Raw genomic sequence first — 20,621 nt, forward strand, 5'->3', positions numbered from 1 at the left:
TTGGGGGAGAAGAGCTATATTTATCCGACGTTAAGGTTTCTCTACGGATGTTTTCGGTTTCGCTGACTGGGATTTGGTTTGTGACAGGTGGTAGAGTAGCAAGGTCAATCTTGTCCACTTTTTCCGGAAGTTTTCGGAAAAATTTCACAGTCGAATTTTTCCTACAGCAACACATAGCAAATCCTATGGAAGTGGTGCTGGTGGGAGCCAGGAGGCTTTAGTGTCCGCCATTCTTCAGGCATTTAAGGATGTGGATCTACGCAAGAAGATTTTGATCTCCATTGCGTTGATCATTCTCTATCGCATCGGTGCCCAAATCCCGTCCCCGGGCGTTGACTACGCGTCGATTTCCGACCGTATTCGGCACCTTACGTCAGATTCTTCCAGCGTCTATTCGCTGATTAACCTGTTTTCCGGTGGTGCGTTACTGCAATTATCCATTTTTGCCATCGGCGTGATGCCTTATATCACGGCCTCCATTATTGTCCAGCTGCTTACCGTGGTTATCCCACGTTTTGAGGAGCTGAAAAAGGAGGGGCAGACCGGCCAGGCCAAGATGGATCAATACACGCGCTATCTCACGTTGGCGCTTGCTTTGTTGCAGTCCGCAGGTATCGTGGCGCTAGCCGACCGGGAGCAACTATTAGGTCAGGGTGTTCCGGTTTTGGTTAAAGATCGCACCATCTTCGATCTGATTTTGTTGGTTCTGGTTATGTCCGCAGGTGCGGTTTTGGTGATGTGGCTTGGTGAGCTCATTACCGAACGCGGTGTAGGTAACGGAATGTCCCTGCTGATTTTTGCAGGTATCGCTACTCGGCTGCCTGCTGATGGTGCAAACATCCTCTCCGGTTCCGGTGGGCTGGTGTTTACCGGTGTGCTTATCGCGGTTATCATCCTGGTTGTTGGCGTGGTCTTCGTTGAACAAGGGCAACGCCGTATTCCGGTTCAGTATGCCAAGCGCATGGTGGGGCGTCGTCAGTATGGTGGCACCTCCACCTACCTGCCGCTGAAGGTCAACCAGGGTGGTGTTATCCCAGTCATCTTCGCATCCTCGCTGATCTACATGCCAGTGCTGATCACCCAAATCGTGAATTCTTCCTCCGCAGAGGTTCCTGACAACTGGTGGCAGCGCAATGTCATTCAGTATTTGCAAACCCCATCTTCGTGGCAGTACATCGTTTTGTACTTCGCGTTGATCATCTTCTTCTCCTACTTCTACGTATCGGTACAGTACGATCCGAACGAGCAGGCTGAAAATATGAAGAAATACGGCGGTTTCATTCCAGGTATCCGCCCGGGTCGCCCCACGGCAGAATATTTAAGTTTTGTCATGAACCGCCTGTTGTTCGTCGGTTCCCTGTATCTTGGAATTATCGCTGTACTACCTAACATCATGTTGGAACTCGGCGTTAACGCCCAAGCGGGAGCAACGCCGTTTGGTGGTACCGCGATTCTGATTATGGTTTCGGTTGCTTTGACCACGGTAAAGCAGATCGAATCCCAGCTCCTGCAAAGTAATTACGAAGGACTTCTGAAGTAAAATGCGACTCGTTCTCCTCGGCCCTCCCGGTGCGGGCAAGGGCACCCAGGCTGCCATCCTTTCTGAAAAACTCGGCATTCCCCACATTTCCACCGGTGATTTATTCCGGGCGAATATTGGTGAAGGCACCCCTTTGGGGGTAGAGGCACAGCAATACCTCGACGCCGGAAAATTGGTCCCTACCGATGTGACTGCACGGATGGTGAAGGCACGCCTTAAAGAGGATGACGCTCGCGATGGTTTCCTGCTTGATGGTTTCCCACGCACGGTGGAGCAGGCAGAAATTCTGGAAGATTTCATGAAGGAATTCGGCACCGAATTGAACGGTGTGGTTAACTTCCAGGTTTCGGAAGACGTTGTAGTGGAGCGGATGTTGGCCCGCGGTCGGGCAGACGACAATGAGGAAACGATCCGCACTCGGCTGCAGGTTTACCGCGACGAAACGGCACCGCTTATCGACCACTACGGTGATGAGATCATCGCAATCAAGGCGGAAGGCACTGTAGAAGAAATCAACGCACGTACCCTTGAGGCATTGGGCAAGTAGCCTCAACCGGTCGGTCGGATCTAAGCTTTTAGCCGGAGTGCAGCTTTTGTTGCTGTGGCTCCGGCTTTCATTATGTTGTACGTAAAAAAGAGTGAGGTTATGGGGTTTCGGAAACGTCGAAAAGCAATAGCAGCTAAAACGCCGGCAGAATTAGACGCCATGCAGGCGGCGGGTGAGATCGTTGGTAAGGCATTACAAGCGGTTGGTGCGGCGGCTAAACCAGGAGTGAGCACCGGTGAGTTGGATGAAGTTGCCGAAACAGTCATCCGGGAGCTTGGGGCAACCCCAACGTTTAAAGGTTACGAGGGGTTCCCCGCCTCAATCTGCGCCTCTATAAACGACGAAATTGTCCACGGTATTCCTAGCAAGAACCGCATTCTCAAAGACGGAGACCTGGTATCTATTGACTGCGGCGCCACCTATGAAGGCTGGGTGGGCGATTCTGCATTAAGCTTCGGGATCGGAACTTTAAGTCCAGCGGCTCAAGCTCTCAATGAAGCCACCGAGTGGGTACTATCGGAGGGGCTTAAAGCTATGGTTCCTGGTAACCGCTTGACAGATGTATCGTACGCGTTAGAGGTGGCTACCCGAGCCGCCGAGACCCGGTGGGGTATTACACTTGGCATTGTTGACGGTTACGGTGGGCACGGAATCGGCCGGACCATGCATGAAGAACCGTGGTTACCCAATGAAGGAAAACCTGGCAAGGGCCCAATGATCCAGGAAGGGTCAGTGCTTGCCATCGAGCCTATGCTCACGTTAGGCAGCGTCGATTCCATAGTGCTTGACGACGACTGGACGGTGGTCACCGATGACGGTTCGCTTGCCGCCCACTGGGAACACACAGTTGCGGCAACCTCCACTGGCCCACGAATTTTAACGCCACGCAAGTAACCTGGGTTCAAAGCAAACCCACTCCACTGGGCAAGCGTCGAAAATTTGTAACCGTAATGTAATAATTTCTTAAGTGGGGCGCTTGCCTGCGGAAACGGCTGTGATGATTGTGATTTGCGATTCACATGTGGCTGCGGGGCGATGTTTTTTCTCACTCAACGGCTATAGTAGTCACCATGTCTTTTAAGCCTCGCGCGCTCTCCGCACTCCGTCGCTTTTCTAAAGCCGCCGCAATTGCTGTTTCCATCACCGCTGTTACAGTTACATCCCCAGCTGTCGCCTCTGCTCAGATGATCCCGGGTGTACCAAGCTCTTCGGATCTAACCGCGAAACTTCATGAAGACGTATGGAACGCCCGCAATCACTTGCATTCAGAAGCTGAACGTGTGCTTGACCCACAATCTGCTCAAAATGCCAAAAATGCGGTTGACGGTGTCACTAACGCAGTTGCGCCAGGAATGATCGATCAAAAGAACCGGGAAGCAGAAGAAGCCCGGATGCGTGCTGAGGCACAACGCTTAGAACAAGCCCGCGCCAACTTCGATTACGGTCCGTGCCCGAAGCATGCCGCTGCATGTATTGACCTTAACAAACAGCGCACTTGGCTACAGAAAAACGGTGTTGTATGGGGTGGCGAGCGGCCTATGTCCTCTGGCGCACCTGGTTGGGAAACCCCGAAGGGCACCCACCGGGTGAATCGTAAAGTCAAGGACGAAATCTCGCGTGAATTCAATAACGCTCCTATGCCATACTCGGTGTACTTCACCCACAATGGCATCGCGTTCCATGAGGGTGACGTTGACCTGTGGTCGCACGGTTGCATTCACCTCAACCATAACGATGCGGTGCAATACTTCAACGAATTAAAGCCGGGCGACATCGTTTACGTGTACTAATCTGCGGCTGACATGAACACACTGGCCTTTCTGCTACTGGCAGGAAGGCCTTTTTGTATTTTCTGAGGCGGAAAATGACAGTAGAGGAAATAGTCCACAAAGCAGTAGCAGACATGCGCAAAAGGCAGCGCCTACAAGGCGATGTGACGGTTGTTGTGGTCGATGCGGCCATGCCAGACGAGGTGAGCGCAAGGTTGGCGAAAGTAGACTTCAATGACCAATCCCTAGTGTTGTGGCTGGTTGGTACACCATGGCAGGTAGGACGCTATTACCACCAGCTGAAAACGAAGCCAGTTTCCATCGGGGTATCCGACCACGAAGCCCTGAACATGCTGCAATCGGGCGCTAAACTGTGGATCATTGATGATATTCCAGCACGAATATCACAGTTTCCGTTCTATGGACCACAACGGGGCCACTATCGGTGGCAAATCGTCATGGGCATAGCATGGGCGGTGACAACGATCAAGGAGGCTGCGAGCAAGAGGCGAAAAAATGGGGCGTTGCGTTCTATGTAGGAAACGCCGTCGGGGCTGCTGTGAATATGCGGTTTGCCGAAATTAGGAGAAAGTGGAAAATTGACTATACGTTTATCCACTTTGTTGATATTTCTCATAATGCGGAAAATCTACCTGATGCGGTCGATAAATGCGCAAAGACCTCAGGCACATATGATTTTCACCGATTAATTTTAATAGTTCCAGGTTTGGAGATCGCCGAAAACGCTAAAAATCGCTTGGAGCGGCGAATAAGATTATACGATCTTCGCTACCAGGACGTTCGATTTGTTTCCTTGATCGATGTATTTCGAAAGCAACATTATTTGTTCGCTGGGAAAACATTTTTCGACGATGACCTCTGGGAAGATAGGGCACAAGATATTGGCGTCGTTTTGATCAATCTTGATCATGGCGAGGTGATGTCTAAAGCAGGTGGACGTCAACCATTTAGCGCTAAAGCTGACTTGCCGCCCATTTTGCAGCGACACATCGCATTATGCTCCGAGCAGGAACGAGAAGTCTGGGTCTTTTATTCTGATGAAAAAGAAGCGTCTAATACAAAAGACTTCCTGCCTGATGCAGTGCCAGAGTTTTACGCAGCGCCAAATGAAGTGGCTCAATTTGTCCTCGATCCCGTCAATAGAATTCATTGTTTTTCACGAGATGACGTCTATGGACAAACACATCGACATTCAAAAGTTAGAGAAGTCCGCAAGGGACGACGAAACACGAAGATATTTCTCTCGCTCCTTACCATCGTGGTTCTGCTCGTTGCGGGGTTTGGGATAAAGAAATTTTACGACTACGAAATTCGACATGGTGAAGGGCTATCCCAGCGTAACTACTCAGGGCTGCCACGCAGCTTCGATTTTGTGGGGCGGTCAGATTCAGAAACGTGGGAAACTCTCATGCCACAGCTAAACGTGCGTGCACTAGGCGTGTTTGGTAGTTGTTTCGCTCCCACGTCTGAAAGAATGCCATTGCGAACCATGCAATTTGACTGTTTCCTATTTGGTAAAAGCGTGCGCGAAAACCTCTACCGAAAAGGTTACGAGAAAGAGCTTGTCAGCCACGCTATTGATGGCTATGTTTACATTCGCTGGAAAATGGAACACATGGATACAGCCCCATTAATCAACGCTGTTCCCGAAGCTTCCTGACCATAAAACCGTAGTCAGCTTTGGAACCGAAATGCATGCAGTTCTTACTGAGCCTTGTACAGCGCAGGGGACTAGATTCCCCGGACGAAGCTTACCTAGCACTGAGGAATCCTCACTAAAAATCTACGACCACCGTCGGCTGATCATCGATGAAAACGGAACTACGTTCTCACCGACCGTCACGGTTACTGACGTTAATTCTGTTGCTGGTTACAATGTGGTTTTACATGAGCTATTCCCCGACGTGGATGAGAACAGTTTCCCAGTCTCTGGTGGCTAGTGAAGTTCGGCACATAATTTTGGGCATTTATGCAGGTTGTGTGTACTATGGACAAATGGTGTTGGATACGTGTGTCCACATCATGGTAGAAGTAAACCCACAAACCAGCCGTTAAGCTGGGGAATTGCAGAGGATATGGCTAAAAAGGAAGGCGCCATTGAGGTCGAGGGTCGCGTTGTCGAACCCTTGCCAAACACTATGTTCCGAGTCGAAATGGACAACGGACACGAAGTTCTTGCGCACATCAGTGGCAAGATGCGCCAACACAACATCCGTATTCTGCCTGAGGATCGCGTTGTAGTGGAATTGTCCCCCTACGATTTGACCCGCGGCCGCATCGTTTACCGCTACAAATAATCTTATTAAGCCTCCTTGCTTTAGTGGCGCTTTCTAGTGCCACCCACACCTTCGGCGACGGTGGCCGAAGCCTCATGTATCTTGCCCCATCGTCCGGCATCCGTCCGGGCAAAGTAGCAATTGGTGAGGACGAGCTTGGAGAAAACCACCGTAACAACCGGAAAGGTATCGCCTCATGGCACGTCTTGCTGGTGTTGATCTTCCACGCAATAAGCGCATGGAAGTCGCACTCACTTACATCTACGGCATCGGGCCAGCCCGTGCCGCACAGCTGCTCAAGGAGACCGGCATTTCCCCGGACCTGCGCACTGATAACTTGACCGACGAGCAGATCGCTGCTTTGCGTGACGTCATCGAAGCAACCTGGAAGGTCGAGGGTGACCTCCGCCGCCAGGTTCAGGCTGACATCCGCCGCAAGATCGAAATCGGCTGCTACCAGGGTCTGCGCCATCGTCGTGGCCTGCCTGTTCGCGGCCAGCGCACCAAGACCAATGCGCGTACACGCAAGGGTCCGAAGAAGACCATCGCCGGAAAGAAGAAGTAATCTATGCCTCCTAAAGCACGCTCTAGCGCACGCCGCACTGGCCGTCGCGTTGTAAAGAAGAACGTGGCTCAAGGCCACGCTTACATCAAGTCCACCTTCAACAACACCATCGTGACCATCACTGATCCAGCTGGTGCTGTTATCTCCTGGGCATCCTCCGGCCACGTTGGCTTCAAGGGTTCTAGGAAGTCCACCCCATTCGCCGCACAGCTTGCTGCTGAAAACGCTGCTCGCAAGGCAATGGATCATGGCATGAAGCAGGTTGAAGTTTTTGTTAAAGGTCCAGGTTCGGGCCGCGAGACCGCTATCCGTTCCCTCCAGGCTGCTGGCCTAGAGGTCACCAAGATTTCGGATGTGACCCCACAGCCATTCAACGGCTGCCGTCCACCGAAGCGTCGTCGCGTTTAAGGAAAGGAAAAGGTAACTTACAATGGCACGTTATACCGGTCCAGTAACCCGTAAGTCCCGCCGCCTCCGCGTCGACTTGGTCGGCGGAGACAAGGCATTCGAGCGCCGTCCATACCCACCAGGGCAGGCTGGCCGCAACCGCATCAAAGAATCTGAGTACTTGCTCCAGCTTCAGGAGAAGCAGAAGGCAAAGTACACCTACGGCGTTCTGGAAAAGCAGTTCCGTCGTTACTACGCTGAGGCTAACCGCCTGCCAGGCAAGACCGGTGAAAACCTGGTTATCCTGCTGGAATCCCGCCTCGACAATGTTGTTTACCGCGCTGGCCTGGCACGCACTCGTCGTCAAGCACGCCAGTTGGTCTCCCACGGACACTTCCTGGTAAACGGCAAGAAGGTTAATGTACCTTCCTTCCGTGTTTCCCAGTACGACATCATCGACGTTCGCGAGAAGTCGCAGAAGATGGTGTGGTTTGAAGAAGCACAGGAGAACCTGACCGACGCAATCGTACCTGCATGGCTTCAGGTTGTTCCCGCTAACTTGCGCATCCTCGTGCATCAGCTGCCCGAGCGCGCTCAGATCGACATTCCGCTCAACGAGCAGCTTATCGTCGAGCTTTACTCCAAGTAATCTTTTTCATCCTTTCCGCCCACGCAGACGTCAAATAGCGGTCGTCACACATAGGAGAGTTACATGCTCATTTCACAGCGCCCAGTCCTTACCGAGGAATTCGTATCCGAGGCTCGTTCCAAGTTCGTCATCGAACCGTTGGAGCCAGGTTTCGGCTACACCCTCGGTAACTCATTGCGCCGTACCCTGCTGTCCTCCATCCCCGGTGCAGCAGTTACCAGCGTAAAGATTGATGGTGTTCTCCATGAGTTCACCACCATTACAGGTGTTAAAGAAGATGTTTCCGACATCCTTCTAAACATCAAGGGCTTGGTCATTTCTTCCGACTCCGACGAGCCGGTTGTTATGTACCTGCGCGCCGAAGGCCCCGGCGTTGTCACCGCTGGCAGCATTGAGCCACCAGCTGGTGTGGAAATCCACAACCCGGATATGCACATCGCAACCCTCAATGAGCAGGGTCGCCTGGAGATCGAAATGGTTGTTGAACGCGGCCGTGGCTACGTTCCCGCCACCACTTTCTCCGGCACCACTGAGATCGGTCGCATCCCAGTTGACCAGATCTACTCCCCAGTGCTGAAGGTCAGCTACAAGGTCGAAGCTACTCGTGTTGAGCAGCGCACCGACTTTGACAAGCTCATTATCGACGTGGAGACCAAAAACTCCATCGCACCGCGTGACGCCCTGGCATCTGCTGGCAAAACCCTCGTTGAACTGTTCGGCCTCGCACGTGAGCTGAACACCGCCGCTGAAGGCATCGAAATCGGCCCTTCCCAACAGGAAACCGAATACATCGCCGCCTACAGCATGCCAATCGAAGACCTGCGCTTCTCGGTTCGTTCCTACAACTGCCTGAAGCGTCAAGAGATTCACACCGTTGGCGAACTTGCCGAATGCACCGAGTCCGACCTGTTGGACATCCGCAACTTCGGCCAGAAGTCCATCAACGAGGTCAAGATCAAGCTCGCCGGCTTGGGTCTTACTTTGAAGGATGCGCCTGAAGATTTCGATCCGACTCAGCTTGAAGGTTACGACGCCGAAACCGGCGACTACATCGACACTGATCCGGACGACAACGAGTAAATCGCCAAGTCTAAGGGCATGAAGTTTTCTGCCCTACGCGCTCATTAATTCTGTACACGAGGAGTACATCTAATGCCTACCCCAAAGAAGGGCGCCCGTCTCGGCGGTTCCGCGAGCCACCAGAAGCACATTCTGTCTAACCTCGCGCAACAGCTGTTCACCCACGGCGCTATCAAAACCACCGACGCAAAAGCTAAGATGCTGCGTCCATACGCTGAGAAGCTCATCACCAAAGCGAAGGCTGGCACCCTTGCCGACCGCCGCAACGTGCTGAAGCTGATCGCCAACAAGGAAGTTGTTGCTCACCTTTTCGACGAGCTCGCTCCTAAGTTTGAAAACCGTGAGGGTGGCTACACCCGCATCATCAAACTGGAAAACCGCAAGGGTGACAACGCTCCAATGAGCCAGATCTCCCTGGTTCTCGAAGAGACCGTTTCCGCCGAAGCTACCCGCGCCGCACGCGCAGCCGCATCCAAGGCTGCCGAAGACAAGGCCGAGGAAGCTCCAGCAGCCGAAGAAGCAAAGGTCGAAGAAACCGAAGCTACCGACGCTGAGGAAACCACCGAAGAAGCCAAGGCTTCCGATTCCGAGGAAACCACCGAAGAGAAGTAAAACTCTCTAACAAAATCCTCCCCACCGATTGAGGTTGGGGAGGATTTTCGCTTTTCGACGCGCTTACGCTTCGGCCTAGTAAAAGTTGAATTCGGAAATCTTAAACCTAGTTCAAAGGAGCGGTAAAACCTAGGGCAGTTAATCGATTTGCATCTTAGGCAATAATAAAACTGATAAAGAGTAAGTGATGTTTTTGGATAAAATAAATACTTTTGTCCAAGCTCCGTTAACTAAACTTTCTATGTTCCTTTGGAGTTTTCAAGATCCATTCTCATTAGTGAGATTTCTTTATCGCTCTTGAAGATCGCATTATCAAGCATCAGGGGATCGAGAGTTTTAGCATTCGTAAAGCAAACTACCGATTCAAATTCAGCACCATGGAAGTCTGCGTTTCCTCGAAATTCAGCATTGCTAAAACTGGCAGAACCATCGAATGATGTATGACCAAAGGAGATTATTTTCGGGAAAATAGAACTATTAAAATCGGCGAATGTGCCAAAACCAGCGGCATAGAAATAGCCTCCGCCATCGAATATAGCGGCAGCGAAATCTGCCACCTGTTCAAAATAGGTGCTTTCGAATCTAGCAAACCCCGAAAATAGAGTACGTTTAAAGCGTACTTCTTTCTCGAAATGGGCATCGCTGAAATTCGTTTCTGCAAAAGTGCAGTCGCTAAATTGAATCTCTTCGCTTATTGTTGCGCCATGTAGATCGATTTCGCATTCAGTCCAGAGTTGATCATCATCTTTTACCTGGATGTTTTTATTCTCGGCGTTTGTTCCTTGTAGTAAGTGTTCTCGCATTACTTGGAGGATGGTCGACTCAACTGCTGCATCTTGCTGTTTACTACGGTGAGTGCGTAAATAACCGCATAGGATGTTGACGACTCGTTGCTTGTATTGCTCTTTGTATGTGTCGGAAACATCGGCAAGAGCGTATACACCTGCGATTCTCACCTGTGGTGACTCAGAACCTAGTTGTTGGACTGCTTCATTCAGGCGTCGATCGGCTGTTTCAGCTTGCTCTTTCTCTCGTTGAATTTCATTTTCAATGGCCTTGTTATAAAGTTCGGTTTCTTGGTCAGTTCTTTCTCGATAACGAATAACCAGGTAAGCAATGGCACCGATGCCGCCAACTGCTGTTAGTGCCGTTTTGACCATTTCAAAACTTCCTGCTTCTGCGCGTGCGAACCAGATTACAGTCACACGTTGCAGGATGTATCCAATGACCTGAAGTTTGGTTGGATTTTCAGGAAAAGGTGTGGGTGAGCTTGTCCAAATGGAACCCAAAATCGTGAATGCGGCTAAGCCAGCGAATGACCAGAGCGTTATGGCAACCCAGAGTTTCATCCTGTCAGCGGCATAGAAGTAGTGGTGCCATTTAGATTCGTTCATGTAATTCTCCGAAACGCGTGTTTAATCGGAGATTATTTTAGTGGTGCACCGCTAACTCGGTGACATTTTCATAGGTGATGTGATTTTTGGTTCTGGGGTGGGGTTTCGTCGAAAAGTAAAGTTTGTTGGCTCCCTAAAAAACTTTTTGGTTTTTAGCGTGCGGATTTCATGGATTAATTCCAATTAGTGAGGGGCTTTTCACTGGTGAAAATGGCAGATGCGAGCATTTCTTGAAGCGTGGTGTGGGCATTTTTAAAAGTGGTTTTTGCGTTAAATTTCGTGCCGTCGAATTTCGCTGTACCGAGAAATTGCGCGTTTTGGAATTGCGCTTCAGCGTTGAATGTTGTATCCCAAAAGCTCGCGTTGGATTTAAAACGTACACTGTCGAAATCTGCCTTGGCATTAAAAACGGTATCCCAGAACCTTGCCTCGTCGGCAAAAGCCGCGCAGCTAAAACTAACGTCAGCGTCAAATTTTGCGTCCTCAAAGCACACGTGGCTGTCAAAGAGTGTGCTTGTGAAACGTGTAGTAGCAGAGAAAACCACGCCTTCAAAACGTGCTTGGCTTGCGAAGCTGGTGCCGCTGAGATTTGTGTCGGATTCAAATCCTGCTCCCCAGAATATGGCAGAAGACATGAAGTTGGCTCGTTGGAAATCAGCAATTGATGTGAAAGTGCTGCTGGAGAAACTGACGTTGTTTTCGAATGTAGCCCCGGAGAAATCCACATCAGCATTAAAGATTGCGTTGGCGAAGTTAACGTGGTTGATAAAATGCGCGTCGGAAAAGTCGGCTTTTCCAAAAGTGCATCCGTTGAAGTCCACCGCTGCACCGAACGTTGTGCCGCGTAGTTTGATGTCGCAGTCGCCCCAGGGGTGGTTGTTAGATATAAGAAGGTGCTTACGCAAAACGTCCAGGATTGTTGATTCAATGGAAGTTTCAGCCGCAGTGTCCTGCTTTGCGCGAAGGTGGCTGCATAGAACATCGACAACCTGTTGTTTGTATTCGTCGTGTGTGTCGGCGATAGCTGCAAGGGCGTGAACAGCTGAAATTCGGGCTTTACGCGACATCGATTCGAGTTTTCGCGTGGCTTCGGAAAGCTGGTGGGAGACAGTGTTGTCTGGGTTATTGGTCATTGTTGTTTCCTGCGGCGTAAAACCAGCTAGTCGGGAGCGTTGAGAGCGCCAAGATATGGAATATACGGTTTCACCTCAGATCATTCTATGCGCAGGGCCCGCCGACTCGTCGAAAAGCGTGCGGAATTTCGTAGCTGGTAGCGGCTTCGCTTGCTATCATCGGGCGTACTACGGATTAAAGGAGTAACGATGGGCAATGTGTTTTTTCCGGGTGCGACTAACCCGGTGGAAGAATTGGCTTGTATTTTCCGTGATGCGGCTGATCCGGTAGCGGCGGCAACGCAGTGGGCGCAGGGGGTGTTTGCGTCCGCTGAGCTGGACCCGAAGGCGCATCCGGTTCGCGCGATTAAGGCGCTGCGGGATGCGGAACCGGCGTTGAATCTCAACGCGGCGACGTATGTGGTGAAAAAGATCACCGGAGACGATTAGTCGTAGGTTCTGGCTGTTGCTAAATGTCCTGGTGGTTGCGTGCAACGTGTGAAGTTTTGCTACCGTTGGGTGGGTGATGGAGCAAAACGATTCTGTGGTGCGTATTCGTCTGGATTTGGCGTATGATGGCACGAATTTTCACGGCTGGGCCCGCCAAGGGGATTCGGATTTGCGCACGGTGCAGCGGGTGCTGGAAGACGCATTGGAGTTGGTGCTGCGGGTGCCGGTCAGTTTGACCGTTGCGGGCCGCACCGATGCCGGGGTGCACGCGGCGGGACAGGTGGCGCATTTCGATGTGCCGGTCGCAGCGTTGGATACCCGCAGTATCGCCGGTGATCCGGGCACGTTGGTGCGCAGGTTGGCGCGGTTATTGCCCGAAGATGTGCGGGTGCATGCGGCCAGTGTGGCGCCGGATGGTTTCGATGCGCGGTTTTCCGCTTTACGACGCCACTACGTTTACCGGTTAACAACGCATCCGCGCGGGGCGCTGCCGACCCGGGCGATAGATACGGCGCACTGGCCGAAACAGATTGATCGGGCGGCGATGCAGGCGTGCGCGGATGTATTAGTGGGGTTGCATGATTTCGCGGCGTTTTGTAAACACCGGGAGGGGGCAACCACCATTCGGGATGTGCAGAAGTTTCAGTGGCATGACGTATCCACCGAATACGAGCCACTGACTTTCGAAGCACATGTGACGGCGGATGCGTTTTGTTGGTCGATGGTGCGATCGTTGGTGGGCTGTTGCTTGGTTGTGGGGGAAGGCAAACGTAGCCAGGAATTTCCTGGTGAATTATTGGCCGAGCAGGCGCGGTCGTCGCGGCTTCCGGTGGCGCCAGCGAAGGGGTTGTCGCTGGTGGCGGTGGACTATCCGGCTGATTCGGAATTGGCGGATCGGGCGGAGTTGACGCGGGCGAAGCGCGACGAAAGTGACATAGGTTTCGTAAATAGTTAGGCGGTAGTGGTGCAACCCAACTAAACTGCTAGGTCATAACGATGATGAATAGGAAGGTAGTTGGGTGACGGAATCGGAGTTGATCCAGCAAGCGCTCACTATTGTGGCTGCATTGGTGGTGCCGGGACTGATTCTCAACTGGGTGTCGGGGTTGCGGTTGCCATGGGCGGTCGCGGCGGCGATCCCAACTACCTGTGGCGTGGTGGGGTTCGCCGGTTGGTTGCTCAGCCGGATGCATGTGCTTTTTAATCTCACCAACGTCGGTTATTTCTTTGCTGCCGTTGTGGGTTTGGCTGCGTTGTGGCGGCTGATGTTTATTGTGGGGCGGCTGGTGCGGCGTCGAAAAGCAAAAACACAGGCGGAAGCGCAGCCTGATGCTGGTGCCGACGCCGAGGCGGAAAAACCGCGCTGGTGGCGGCAGTGGTTTAGCAACGGAAGCTTGTTTGACCCGAGGTGGATTTTGCCGGGCGCAGGTGTAATCGCTGGCGCGTGGGTGCTGATCCAACGACTCGTGGAGCTGTACGCGAAGCTGCCGAATCAAATGCTGTCGATCGTGCAAGGCTGGGACGTGCACTGGCATGCCAGCGAAGTGCGCTACATCGTGGAAGAAGGAATGGCCGATTCCACGCGTATGGGGGAGGCACACAACCTTGACGGGAAAGCGGAGCTGTTTTACCCCTCCGGGTGGCACGCGGTCGCGGCGTTATTATCGGACGTGATTGACGTCGAGCCGATTGCGGCGTTGAACTGGATGAACGTTATCCTTCCCAGCGTGGCGCTGCCGCTGTCGGTTGCGCTTATTGCGTGGCGGCTGGTGGGCAATCGCGGCCTGGTAGCGCAGATCGCGGCGGGGTCGTCCGCAGCATTGGTGATCTGCGCGACGGTGCTGTACTGGATTCCGACATATGTGGGGATGTGGCCGTATCTAGGGTCGATCTCCATGGTGGGTATCGTCGCGGCGTTGTTTATGTCGGTGCCAGCGGTGCCGATTCGGATGTTCGCCGCCGTGGTCGGTTTTATCGGTTTGGTGATTATGCACCCAGCACCCGTGACCATCGTTATTGTCATGCTGGGACTATGGTGGCTTTTCGACGTCCTCTGGCGGCCAACCAGAACCTCGCAGCGCGAGAACCGATTTGTTGGCGGACTGCTCGTGCGCCTGCGGGATTTCGGATTGCTTGCGATTGCTGGCGCGGTGGGCATCGGCTTACTTCTGCCGCAATTATTAGCCGGGGTGGGGCAGTCGGGTGACGTGCAGGCCGTATCGGCCTATGAGGACATCACCTGGTCCGAAGCCTGGTATAAGACGTTTTTCATGCATACTCGCCACGTTGGCGAATTTAAGGGCATGGAGGATTGGCTTTGGCTGCTCATTCTCGCGGGATTCGGCGCGGTGGCGTTGTTACTTTGGCGCAAAAATATCTGGGGACCTCTGTTTGTTTTGATCTCCGCGCTGCTTACAGTCAATTCACTCAAAGCCTTGCCCACCCCGTGGAACCAGATTCTCGATACCATCGGTGGCCTGCACTACGGCACCGCTCACCGCCTGGTGATCCCGGTCGCGATGTTCCTCTTCGCCTACGCCGGAGTGGGCTTTGCAGTATTGGTGCGCTTGGCGTTTGCTGGAATGATCAAACATCGAGTGTGGTCCAAAATTTCCGCTGTTCTGTCAGTAGCTCTGGCGGTAGGGCTGGTCGCCTGGTACCAGCCGATGGCGGTTTCCTCGGTAACCAAGGGCTCCAAATGGGTCGTCGAGGGAATATACGGCTCCAACATGGTTAACGCCAAAGACCTCAAGGCTTTTGACTGGCTGGCAAAGCAACCCAAAGCCTATGACGGACTCATCTTCGGTGAACACGCGGATGGCTACGGCTGGATGTACGCCTATAATGCACTGCCAAGCGTCTCGCGTCATTACCTATGGCCAACCCTGGCCAAAGACGCACCGACCCATAAAATCCACAACAGTGCTTATCTCATCGGTGCCGGCAACTACGGCGACCCCGATCAGCGCAACCTGGCCGACGACGCAGTAGATAAATTGGGCGTTAACTATATCTTCATCTCGCCACCAAACTTCTGGCATTTCCAACACACCAATTTGGAACTTACGGTAAAAACCGCGACCGCACCGGGGCTGACCCTGGTGTACCGGGACGGACTGATCCGAATCTATGCGGTCAACGACCACTTCACCGATGCGGAGCTTAGAAAGATGCGCAGCAGTGGGTCACCAGAAGAACTCCCGCCAGTTTCCGAATATCACCGTCCGACGAAACCTGCCACCCCGGTTCCAGGCAAGGAAGAGATAACCAAACGCGATGCCGTCGAAAGGCAACGCGATGACGCGATTGCTCGCAACGATCGGGCACTTTTACGGCACTAACGTGCTAAGGTTTAAAATGCGTCACTGCTTAGGGATCACGCAGGGCGCATTGGGAGCATGTGTCGTGGCATAAGCATCGGAAAGGGTGCGCCACGAATGGGAATTACCCCCACAACGAAAGCCCAGGTCTCTGGGCACAAATTCCTCGCCCGCCGAATTGAACACGGCCTGGTGTTTGGCGACATTCGTATGATCCACGACCCGCTGGCGAAACGACGCCGCGCCTTAGGATTCGGGCTGGCCGCCTGCGTACTCATCGCATTGGGTGCGGTGGCGCTTGGTATTTTCCGTCCGGCGGTTGACCCCGGAGACGCAGGCATAATCAAGGCAGATACTGGGCAACTCTATGTCCGTCTGGAGGATCGATTACACCCAGTGCCCAATTTGGTATCAGCCCGCCTTATTGTCGGCGAACCGGTCCAAGCCAAATCCGCGAGTGCCGCAGTGATTGGTGATATACCCAAAGCTGCCCCCATCGGCATTGGCGATGCCCCCACATTCATGCCCGAAATCGGAGCGAAGCAACCTTCTGTAACCGCACATGCATGCCATTCCGTCCCCACCCTCACCAGCAGATTAGATATTTCCCAGGCGCAATTGACCGTCGTGTTTCACTCGGAAGCCGCACCCGATACTTATGCTCCGCTTAAGCCTGATACTGCAATCCTGGCGGAAGTAAACAACGCAGAATGGGTGATTCACGCCACAGGGCGCAGCGTGTTGCCGCCACCTAACACGGAAACAGGTCGTGCTATTCGACGCCGACTTGGTATCGGCCCATTGACACCCCGGTGGCAAGCCCCACCGCAGCTGGTGAGCGGCATTCATGAAGAACCAGCTATCACAGTGCCTCGGGAAGTGAAAGAGATTTTTAAAGTCACCGGTGCCCAGCAACCCACATATTGGGCCAAGCAAGAATCCGGCATTATGTCCGCCACTCCACTTCAAGCAGACATCCTCATTGATTCTGGCGTTCCACTTCGTGTTATACCGGGAACGGAACTTGGTGAGCTTCCTGACTCACCACACTTACCACCCCGATTACCTGCTCAATTGCCATTGCCGGAATCAGAAATAACGTGGATAGACCCAGTGGGGAACCATATTTGTCTTACCGATACCGGCGGGGTGGATATGATACAACTGGCAGCGGAAGGGGCACAGGTACCGAAATTTTTCGGTGATGCAATTCAACTATCCGGCGACACCACCGCCACCCATTTCGCTGGAACTGGGTGGGCAATCGGAATTGACACCGGAAACGGAATCCACGTAGTTTCCGCGCATGGCCGACGCCACCAGTTGGAGACTCCGGAAACAGCACCGATTATCGGGATTGACACAATCCATACAACCTCGTGGGATATTGTTCGGTTGTTGCCCGCAGGTACCCCGCTAAGCAAAGAACAGGCGCTGCGGACAATGTATTAAATTCCGGATTGAAGATGATGGATATTCCCAGTTAAGGGTGATAAGTGACATAAATCTACTTCAAAAAACTGTGTGATTCTTACTCAGGTAGTAATGAAAAGTGTACCGATCCAGATGTAACCGAGTAGATTGGGAAACGATGTAAAAACACTATAGATTCCCCACCCAACCAACTTCACCAACCAGCACTGTGAAAGCGAGGCGGTTAGACTCTATGTCTCCGATGCGCGACGCGGTTAACGCAAAAATTGACGCGATTACATCGCGTCATGAAGCGATGAAAGCCAAGAAATTCGGTTTTTTGGTTCGCCCCACTGTGTTAGTTATCGGTTGGTTCGTTGTGGTTTTCGGCATCATCACCATCCCACTGCCAGGTCCCGGTTGGTTGACAGTTTTTGTCGGCATCGGAATTTTAAGTTTGGAACTGCACTGGGCCTCCCGAGTATTGGCGTGGGGCGTGCGACGATACGATCAATTCACCACGTGGTATCAATCCCAACCTCGACTAACCCGGGCGTCTCTAGTGGCCGCCAGCTGCGCCGTGGTGTGGGTGGCACTTGGCGGAACCGTGTTCGTAGCGTGGAAGCTAGGTGCGATTCCGGTACTTGATCCAGTCATGCACGCGATGATGTAGCAGCAGTTTGCTCAAGCTCAGCTTTTTACATCCGGCGCTGCCGGAGTGCTAAAGCCACCACAGTCAAAACCCCCAAACCATACAATAACCAGGCAGTTCGCTGCACCGAACCGGTATCAGCCGGTTGTGGCTTGGCAATGGCGATAGTTGCCGATTGCGGTTTCGGGGTGTGGAAGTGCCGTAACACCTGTTGAATATCTAAAGCCCCCGTTGCTGGGTCGACACTTGCGAATAGCAATTCCCGTACCTGTTGTGGACTAGCTGCTGGATACCGCTGTTTCAACAATGCGACAGTGCCTGTCACCACCGGGGTGGCGAAACTGGTTCCCTCGAACGGTGCAATACCACCTGGGTGGATGATTCCATCGCTCAGTTCGCCGTCACGGGTGGCCAGCCCAGCTGGAACTACACCCGGCGCGGCGAGCATTGGTTTGGGGGAGCGGACGGAGTACTCCGCGAGATGGTATGGGTCAGCTAAGGAACCAACACCTATTACTTGCGGGTGGTGGGCGGGATAGACTGTGGATCCTTGTGGGCACGATTGGCTGAGGTTTCCTGCGGCCGCGACGATGACTACACCGGCTGCTTCTGCTTTGCGTATCACTCGGTCGAATTCTTGAGTGTCAACTGGTGGTGTACCTGGTGGCAGACAGGATACGACTGAGATATTGATTACTTGGGCGTGCTGATCGATGGCTGCTTCGATGGCGGCCGTGAGGGTAGCTAGCGATCCACCTGCTACTTCAGGGCTATTGGGTGCTGGTTCGCGTTGAAATTTGGTGCTGGTTTGTCGTAGTGACAGTAGGCGAACGTCGGGGGCGATGCCGACAATGCCGTCGCCGGTATCGCGGGTAGCGATGACTCCTGCGACTATTGTGCCGTGTGCATCACAGTCGATGATGGCGCCCACCCCGGCGTCCACGAAGTCGCCGCCATCAATGACTTCAGGGAGCCTAGGATGTGGGTAGATTCCGGTGTCGATTATTGCGACGGTGACCCCTAACCCGGTGGCGAATGCATGGACGGGGCGGAAACCATCGGAAAGTGCTGCTTGGTGGATGCGGGCAGGTTCTGGTGCGGTATTGGTAATGGCACATTCGATGTGTGGAGGTGGTGGTTCGATAGGCTCTGTTGGTTGCGCGGTGGCTGTGGTAAAGGATGAGAGGAAAATCAGTGCCGCACACGACATGCTGAGGGGAAAACCTAATCGGTGGTTATTGTGGTTCATAATGCAATCCCGCGCAGCAGACTGAACATTCCAACGAGGTGCAGCGCCAGCGGCAAGCATGCGGCGATACATAGTAATTCAGCGCGTTCTATCCACACCACCGTGGTTGGTTCCAGGGTTGTTAGTCGTTGTGCCCATGCTGGGGATGTGAGTGAAACTGCGACGATTATGATTGTGAAGATGAGCAACGCGGGGTGGGGGCTTTGGCCTAGTGCCGGTGAATGAATGTAGATGAATGGCCAGGTAGCTGCGGCGCAGGCGCTGGCTGCCGCAGACATTGCGATTAACCATATGGCCCAGGTGTTAAAGGATACTCGGTGTCGGTGGGCGTGAAGGAGCAGGGCGCAGCACATGGAAAGTGCGAGGGAGAAACTGAAACCTGAGTGTGGTGCCATGATCCCGATTGCCATGATTGCTGGGCATAAAACGATGGCGAGTCCAATGAGCATTCCATCAAGTACCTTGCGGGCGCGTTCGGCTTGGTGGGGTACTTCCGCAATGCTGACATCGGAGACTTCTAGGTCTTGTCCTGCGGTAGGCAACACTGGGATTTGTACGCGTGCGAGTTTGATGGCGATGGTTGGGGCGAGTGCAATCACAATCATGCCGACTGCAATGAGGGCGGCCGCCGCATTGACCACCCAATCCCAGCTAGGCATGAGTGATACGGCAACTCCTGGGCGATACGCGGTAGTGCCGATGGCTGCGATGACACAACCGATGGCGATGGTGTGTAGTGCGGTGACAAGAAGCGGCTCGGTCAGGATGGATTTCAATCCAACACAGGTTATGGAAATGGCGATGGCTGCCACCAGTAGGGCTAACGCCCAGGATTGGGCGAATCCTACCGCGGTGGTGTTTTCGGCCCAACTGGGGACTATGCCACGCCCTAGGACAATACAGGTACCAATTACTCCATTGCCTATTGCCACTATCGGCAGGAACAACACCCGGCGGGTGATAATTAACATTGCTAAAGCTGCCAGTACCACGGTTGCCAATCGAAGCGGTAGTGGGGCGATGAGGCCGTGGGGGAGTGGGAACGCTAATGCGACCAGTGCCAAGCCGCATAGCCCGACTCCGGCGGCAAGGTTCGCAGTGCCTACTGCTGGGTTGACGGAGGTGGTGAGATCTTCTAAACATTCCGCCGCGTCGCGGACGACGGGAGCTGGGGTGGCGCGTTTGGGGCGCAGGATGAGTACGTCGCCGTGGCTGAAATGCGCTTCGGCTAGTGAAGCTCCAAGTGGAACCACTTGGCCTGCTGCGGTGACCGCCTGCCAAGGGCTAGAAATCTGCGGTGCGTTGGTGATGGCGATGATTTCGTCGATGATCTCTGCCAGCCGACTACTGGCTGGGATAACTAGGTCGGCGCTTTGTTTATGATTGCCAACTTCGACGCGCACCGTCAGCCGGATAGCGTTGTTATTGCTTGCGTTAATGGTGGTCATGGTAGGTAGCGAATGGTTTAACGGATTGGGAAATGAACACCCATAGTGGGTACTTCCATGACCTTTCCCTCATCACTCAACATCCCCATGTGTGGATGAACGGGAAATTAAATAAGCTCAAAACCCTGGTGTGTCAT

22 protein-coding genes are annotated in these 20,621 nt (G+C 53.2%); 18 read left to right on the forward strand and 4 right to left on the reverse strand.

Features of this window, described 5'->3' with window-relative positions; all coding sequences use genetic code 11:
- The first annotated feature begins 220 nt into the window (after positions 1-220).
- From secY to rplQ, 13 genes are all read left to right on the forward strand, one after another.
- The gene (secY, locus tag CMUST_RS02470) at positions 221-1,540 is read left to right on the forward strand and encodes a preprotein translocase subunit SecY (protein ID WP_047261190.1); all 1,320 of its coding nucleotides are present in this window, start codon (positions 221-223) and stop codon (positions 1,538-1,540) included.
- Between the two features lies 1 nt (position 1,541).
- Positions 1,542-2,087, forward strand: a complete 546-nt coding sequence (locus CMUST_RS02475; protein ID WP_047261191.1) for an adenylate kinase — start codon at positions 1,542-1,544, stop codon at positions 2,085-2,087.
- Positions 2,088-2,186: 99 nt separating this feature from the next.
- Positions 2,187-2,981 (forward strand): type I methionyl aminopeptidase, encoded by a 795-nt coding sequence (gene map, locus CMUST_RS02480; RefSeq protein WP_047261192.1) that lies wholly within the window; start codon positions 2,187-2,189, stop codon positions 2,979-2,981.
- A 176-nt stretch (positions 2,982-3,157) separates the two neighbouring features.
- Positions 3,158-3,877 carry a L,D-transpeptidase gene (locus tag CMUST_RS02485; RefSeq protein ID WP_047261193.1) on the forward strand — a complete coding sequence of 240 codons (720 nt, stop codon included), beginning with the start codon at positions 3,158-3,160 and terminating at the stop codon, positions 3,875-3,877.
- Between the two features lie 74 nt (positions 3,878-3,951).
- Positions 3,952-4,395: a hypothetical protein gene (locus CMUST_RS02490; protein WP_047261194.1), complete on the forward strand. Its 444-nt coding sequence runs from the start codon at positions 3,952-3,954 to the stop codon at positions 4,393-4,395.
- A complete protein-coding gene (locus CMUST_RS02495; protein WP_144414107.1) occupies positions 4,326-5,537 on the forward strand; it encodes a hypothetical protein in 1,212 nt (403 codons plus the stop codon). The genes CMUST_RS02490 and CMUST_RS02495 overlap by 70 nt, the downstream gene beginning before the upstream one ends.
- Before the next feature lie 31 nt (positions 5,538-5,568).
- Positions 5,569-5,817: a hypothetical protein gene (locus CMUST_RS16505; protein WP_144414108.1), complete on the forward strand. Its 249-nt coding sequence runs from the start codon at positions 5,569-5,571 to the stop codon at positions 5,815-5,817.
- A 135-nt stretch (positions 5,818-5,952) separates the two neighbouring features.
- Entirely contained in the window at positions 5,953-6,174 is a 222-nt protein-coding gene (gene infA / locus CMUST_RS02500) for a translation initiation factor IF-1 (RefSeq protein WP_047261196.1), read from the forward strand.
- A 175-nt stretch (positions 6,175-6,349) separates the two neighbouring features.
- On the forward strand, positions 6,350-6,718 hold the full coding sequence (gene rpsM / locus CMUST_RS02505) for a 30S ribosomal protein S13 (protein WP_047261197.1): 369 nt from the start codon (positions 6,350-6,352) through the stop codon (positions 6,716-6,718).
- Between the two features lie 3 nt (positions 6,719-6,721).
- Entirely contained in the window at positions 6,722-7,126 is a 405-nt protein-coding gene (gene rpsK, locus CMUST_RS02510; RefSeq protein WP_047261198.1) for a 30S ribosomal protein S11, read from the forward strand.
- A gap of 22 nt (positions 7,127-7,148) precedes the next feature.
- A complete protein-coding gene (gene rpsD, locus CMUST_RS02515; protein WP_047261199.1) occupies positions 7,149-7,754 on the forward strand; it encodes a 30S ribosomal protein S4 in 606 nt (201 codons plus the stop codon).
- Between the two features lie 63 nt (positions 7,755-7,817).
- Positions 7,818-8,834 carry a DNA-directed RNA polymerase subunit alpha gene (locus CMUST_RS02520; protein WP_047261200.1) on the forward strand — a complete coding sequence of 339 codons (1,017 nt, stop codon included), beginning with the start codon at positions 7,818-7,820 and terminating at the stop codon, positions 8,832-8,834.
- Between the two features lie 72 nt (positions 8,835-8,906).
- Positions 8,907-9,446: a 50S ribosomal protein L17 gene (gene rplQ / locus CMUST_RS02525; RefSeq protein WP_047261201.1), complete on the forward strand. Its 540-nt coding sequence runs from the start codon at positions 8,907-8,909 to the stop codon at positions 9,444-9,446.
- A gap of 239 nt (positions 9,447-9,685) precedes the next feature.
- Here the strand turns inward: rplQ and CMUST_RS02530 are convergent, their stop codons facing one another.
- Both CMUST_RS02530 and CMUST_RS02535 read right to left on the reverse strand, forming a co-directional pair.
- On the reverse strand, positions 9,686-10,840 hold the full coding sequence (locus CMUST_RS02530; protein WP_047261202.1) for a pentapeptide repeat-containing protein: 1,155 nt from the start codon (positions 10,838-10,840) through the stop codon (positions 9,686-9,688).
- A 173-nt stretch (positions 10,841-11,013) separates the two neighbouring features.
- A complete protein-coding gene (locus CMUST_RS02535) occupies positions 11,014-11,973 on the reverse strand; it encodes a pentapeptide repeat-containing protein (RefSeq protein WP_047261203.1) in 960 nt (319 codons plus the stop codon).
- A gap of 189 nt (positions 11,974-12,162) precedes the next feature.
- Between CMUST_RS02535 and CMUST_RS02540 the strand changes: the two genes are divergently transcribed.
- The 5 genes from CMUST_RS02540 (at position 12,163) to CMUST_RS02560 (ending at position 17,808) form a co-directional block, all read left to right on the forward strand.
- Positions 12,163-12,402: a hypothetical protein gene (locus CMUST_RS02540; RefSeq protein WP_047261204.1), complete on the forward strand. Its 240-nt coding sequence runs from the start codon at positions 12,163-12,165 to the stop codon at positions 12,400-12,402.
- A 76-nt stretch (positions 12,403-12,478) separates the two neighbouring features.
- The gene (truA, locus tag CMUST_RS02545; RefSeq protein WP_047261205.1) at positions 12,479-13,357 is read left to right on the forward strand and encodes a tRNA pseudouridine(38-40) synthase TruA; all 879 of its coding nucleotides are present in this window, start codon (positions 12,479-12,481) and stop codon (positions 13,355-13,357) included.
- 64 nt (positions 13,358-13,421) lie between these two features.
- Positions 13,422-15,743: a DUF6541 family protein gene (locus CMUST_RS02550; RefSeq protein WP_052844489.1), complete on the forward strand. Its 2,322-nt coding sequence runs from the start codon at positions 13,422-13,424 to the stop codon at positions 15,741-15,743.
- A 96-nt stretch (positions 15,744-15,839) separates the two neighbouring features.
- Positions 15,840-17,174, forward strand: a complete 1,335-nt coding sequence (gene eccB, locus CMUST_RS02555; RefSeq protein ID WP_047261206.1) for a type VII secretion protein EccB — start codon at positions 15,840-15,842, stop codon at positions 17,172-17,174.
- A 214-nt stretch (positions 17,175-17,388) separates the two neighbouring features.
- On the forward strand, positions 17,389-17,808 hold the full coding sequence (locus CMUST_RS02560; protein ID WP_047261207.1) for a TIGR02611 family protein: 420 nt from the start codon (positions 17,389-17,391) through the stop codon (positions 17,806-17,808).
- 25 nt (positions 17,809-17,833) lie between these two features.
- Here CMUST_RS02560 and CMUST_RS02565 read toward each other — a convergent pair whose 3' ends face one another.
- Positions 17,834-19,036, reverse strand: coding sequence for a S8 family serine peptidase (locus tag CMUST_RS02565; protein ID WP_047261208.1), 1,203 nt, complete (start codon positions 19,034-19,036; stop codon positions 17,834-17,836).
- Positions 19,033-20,484 (reverse strand): type VII secretion integral membrane protein EccD, encoded by a 1,452-nt coding sequence (gene eccD, locus CMUST_RS02570; protein WP_047261209.1) that lies wholly within the window; start codon positions 20,482-20,484, stop codon positions 19,033-19,035. Before eccD ends, CMUST_RS02565 begins: the two co-directional genes overlap by 4 nt.
- Positions 20,485-20,621 lie beyond the last annotated feature (137 nt).

The organism is Corynebacterium mustelae (assembly GCF_001020985.1).
In the GTDB taxonomy this organism is placed as follows: domain Bacteria; phylum Actinomycetota; class Actinomycetes; order Mycobacteriales; family Mycobacteriaceae; genus Corynebacterium; species Corynebacterium mustelae.

What these genes read in the sequence shown, in the direction of transcription:
- CMUST_RS02475 (WP_047261191.1), top strand. Translation starts at nt 1,542, where the DNA reads ATGCGACTCGTTCTCCTCGGCCCTCCCGGTGCGGGCAAGGGCACCCAG.
- map (WP_047261192.1), top strand. Translation starts at nt 2,187, where the DNA reads ATGGGGTTTCGGAAACGTCGAAAAGCAATAGCAGCTAAAACGCCGGCA.
- CMUST_RS02485 (WP_047261193.1), top strand. Translation starts at nt 3,158, where the DNA reads ATGTCTTTTAAGCCTCGCGCGCTCTCCGCACTCCGTCGCTTTTCTAAA.
- CMUST_RS02490 (WP_047261194.1), top strand. Translation starts at nt 3,952, where the DNA reads ATGACAGTAGAGGAAATAGTCCACAAAGCAGTAGCAGACATGCGCAAA.
- CMUST_RS02495 (WP_144414107.1), top strand. Translation starts at nt 4,326, where the DNA reads ATGGGCGGTGACAACGATCAAGGAGGCTGCGAGCAAGAGGCGAAAAAA.
- CMUST_RS16505 (WP_144414108.1), top strand. Translation starts at nt 5,569, where the DNA reads ATGCATGCAGTTCTTACTGAGCCTTGTACAGCGCAGGGGACTAGATTC.
- infA (WP_047261196.1), top strand. Translation starts at nt 5,953, where the DNA reads ATGGCTAAAAAGGAAGGCGCCATTGAGGTCGAGGGTCGCGTTGTCGAA.
- rpsM (WP_047261197.1), top strand. Translation starts at nt 6,350, where the DNA reads ATGGCACGTCTTGCTGGTGTTGATCTTCCACGCAATAAGCGCATGGAA.
- rpsK (WP_047261198.1), top strand. Translation starts at nt 6,722, where the DNA reads ATGCCTCCTAAAGCACGCTCTAGCGCACGCCGCACTGGCCGTCGCGTT.
- rpsD (WP_047261199.1), top strand. Translation starts at nt 7,149, where the DNA reads ATGGCACGTTATACCGGTCCAGTAACCCGTAAGTCCCGCCGCCTCCGC.
- CMUST_RS02520 (WP_047261200.1), top strand. Translation starts at nt 7,818, where the DNA reads ATGCTCATTTCACAGCGCCCAGTCCTTACCGAGGAATTCGTATCCGAG.
- rplQ (WP_047261201.1), top strand. Translation starts at nt 8,907, where the DNA reads ATGCCTACCCCAAAGAAGGGCGCCCGTCTCGGCGGTTCCGCGAGCCAC.
- CMUST_RS02530 (WP_047261202.1), bottom strand. Translation starts at nt 10,840, where the DNA reads ATGAACGAATCTAAATGGCACCACTACTTCTATGCCGCTGACAGGATG.
- CMUST_RS02535 (WP_047261203.1), bottom strand. Translation starts at nt 11,973, where the DNA reads ATGACCAATAACCCAGACAACACTGTCTCCCACCAGCTTTCCGAAGCC.
- CMUST_RS02540 (WP_047261204.1), top strand. Translation starts at nt 12,163, where the DNA reads ATGGGCAATGTGTTTTTTCCGGGTGCGACTAACCCGGTGGAAGAATTG.
- truA (WP_047261205.1), top strand. Translation starts at nt 12,479, where the DNA reads ATGGAGCAAAACGATTCTGTGGTGCGTATTCGTCTGGATTTGGCGTAT.
- eccB (WP_047261206.1), top strand. Translation starts at nt 15,840, where the DNA reads ATGGGAATTACCCCCACAACGAAAGCCCAGGTCTCTGGGCACAAATTC.
- CMUST_RS02560 (WP_047261207.1), top strand. Translation starts at nt 17,389, where the DNA reads ATGTCTCCGATGCGCGACGCGGTTAACGCAAAAATTGACGCGATTACA.
- CMUST_RS02565 (WP_047261208.1), bottom strand. Translation starts at nt 19,036, where the DNA reads ATGAACCACAATAACCACCGATTAGGTTTTCCCCTCAGCATGTCGTGT.
- eccD (WP_047261209.1), bottom strand. Translation starts at nt 20,484, where the DNA reads ATGACCACCATTAACGCAAGCAATAACAACGCTATCCGGCTGACGGTG.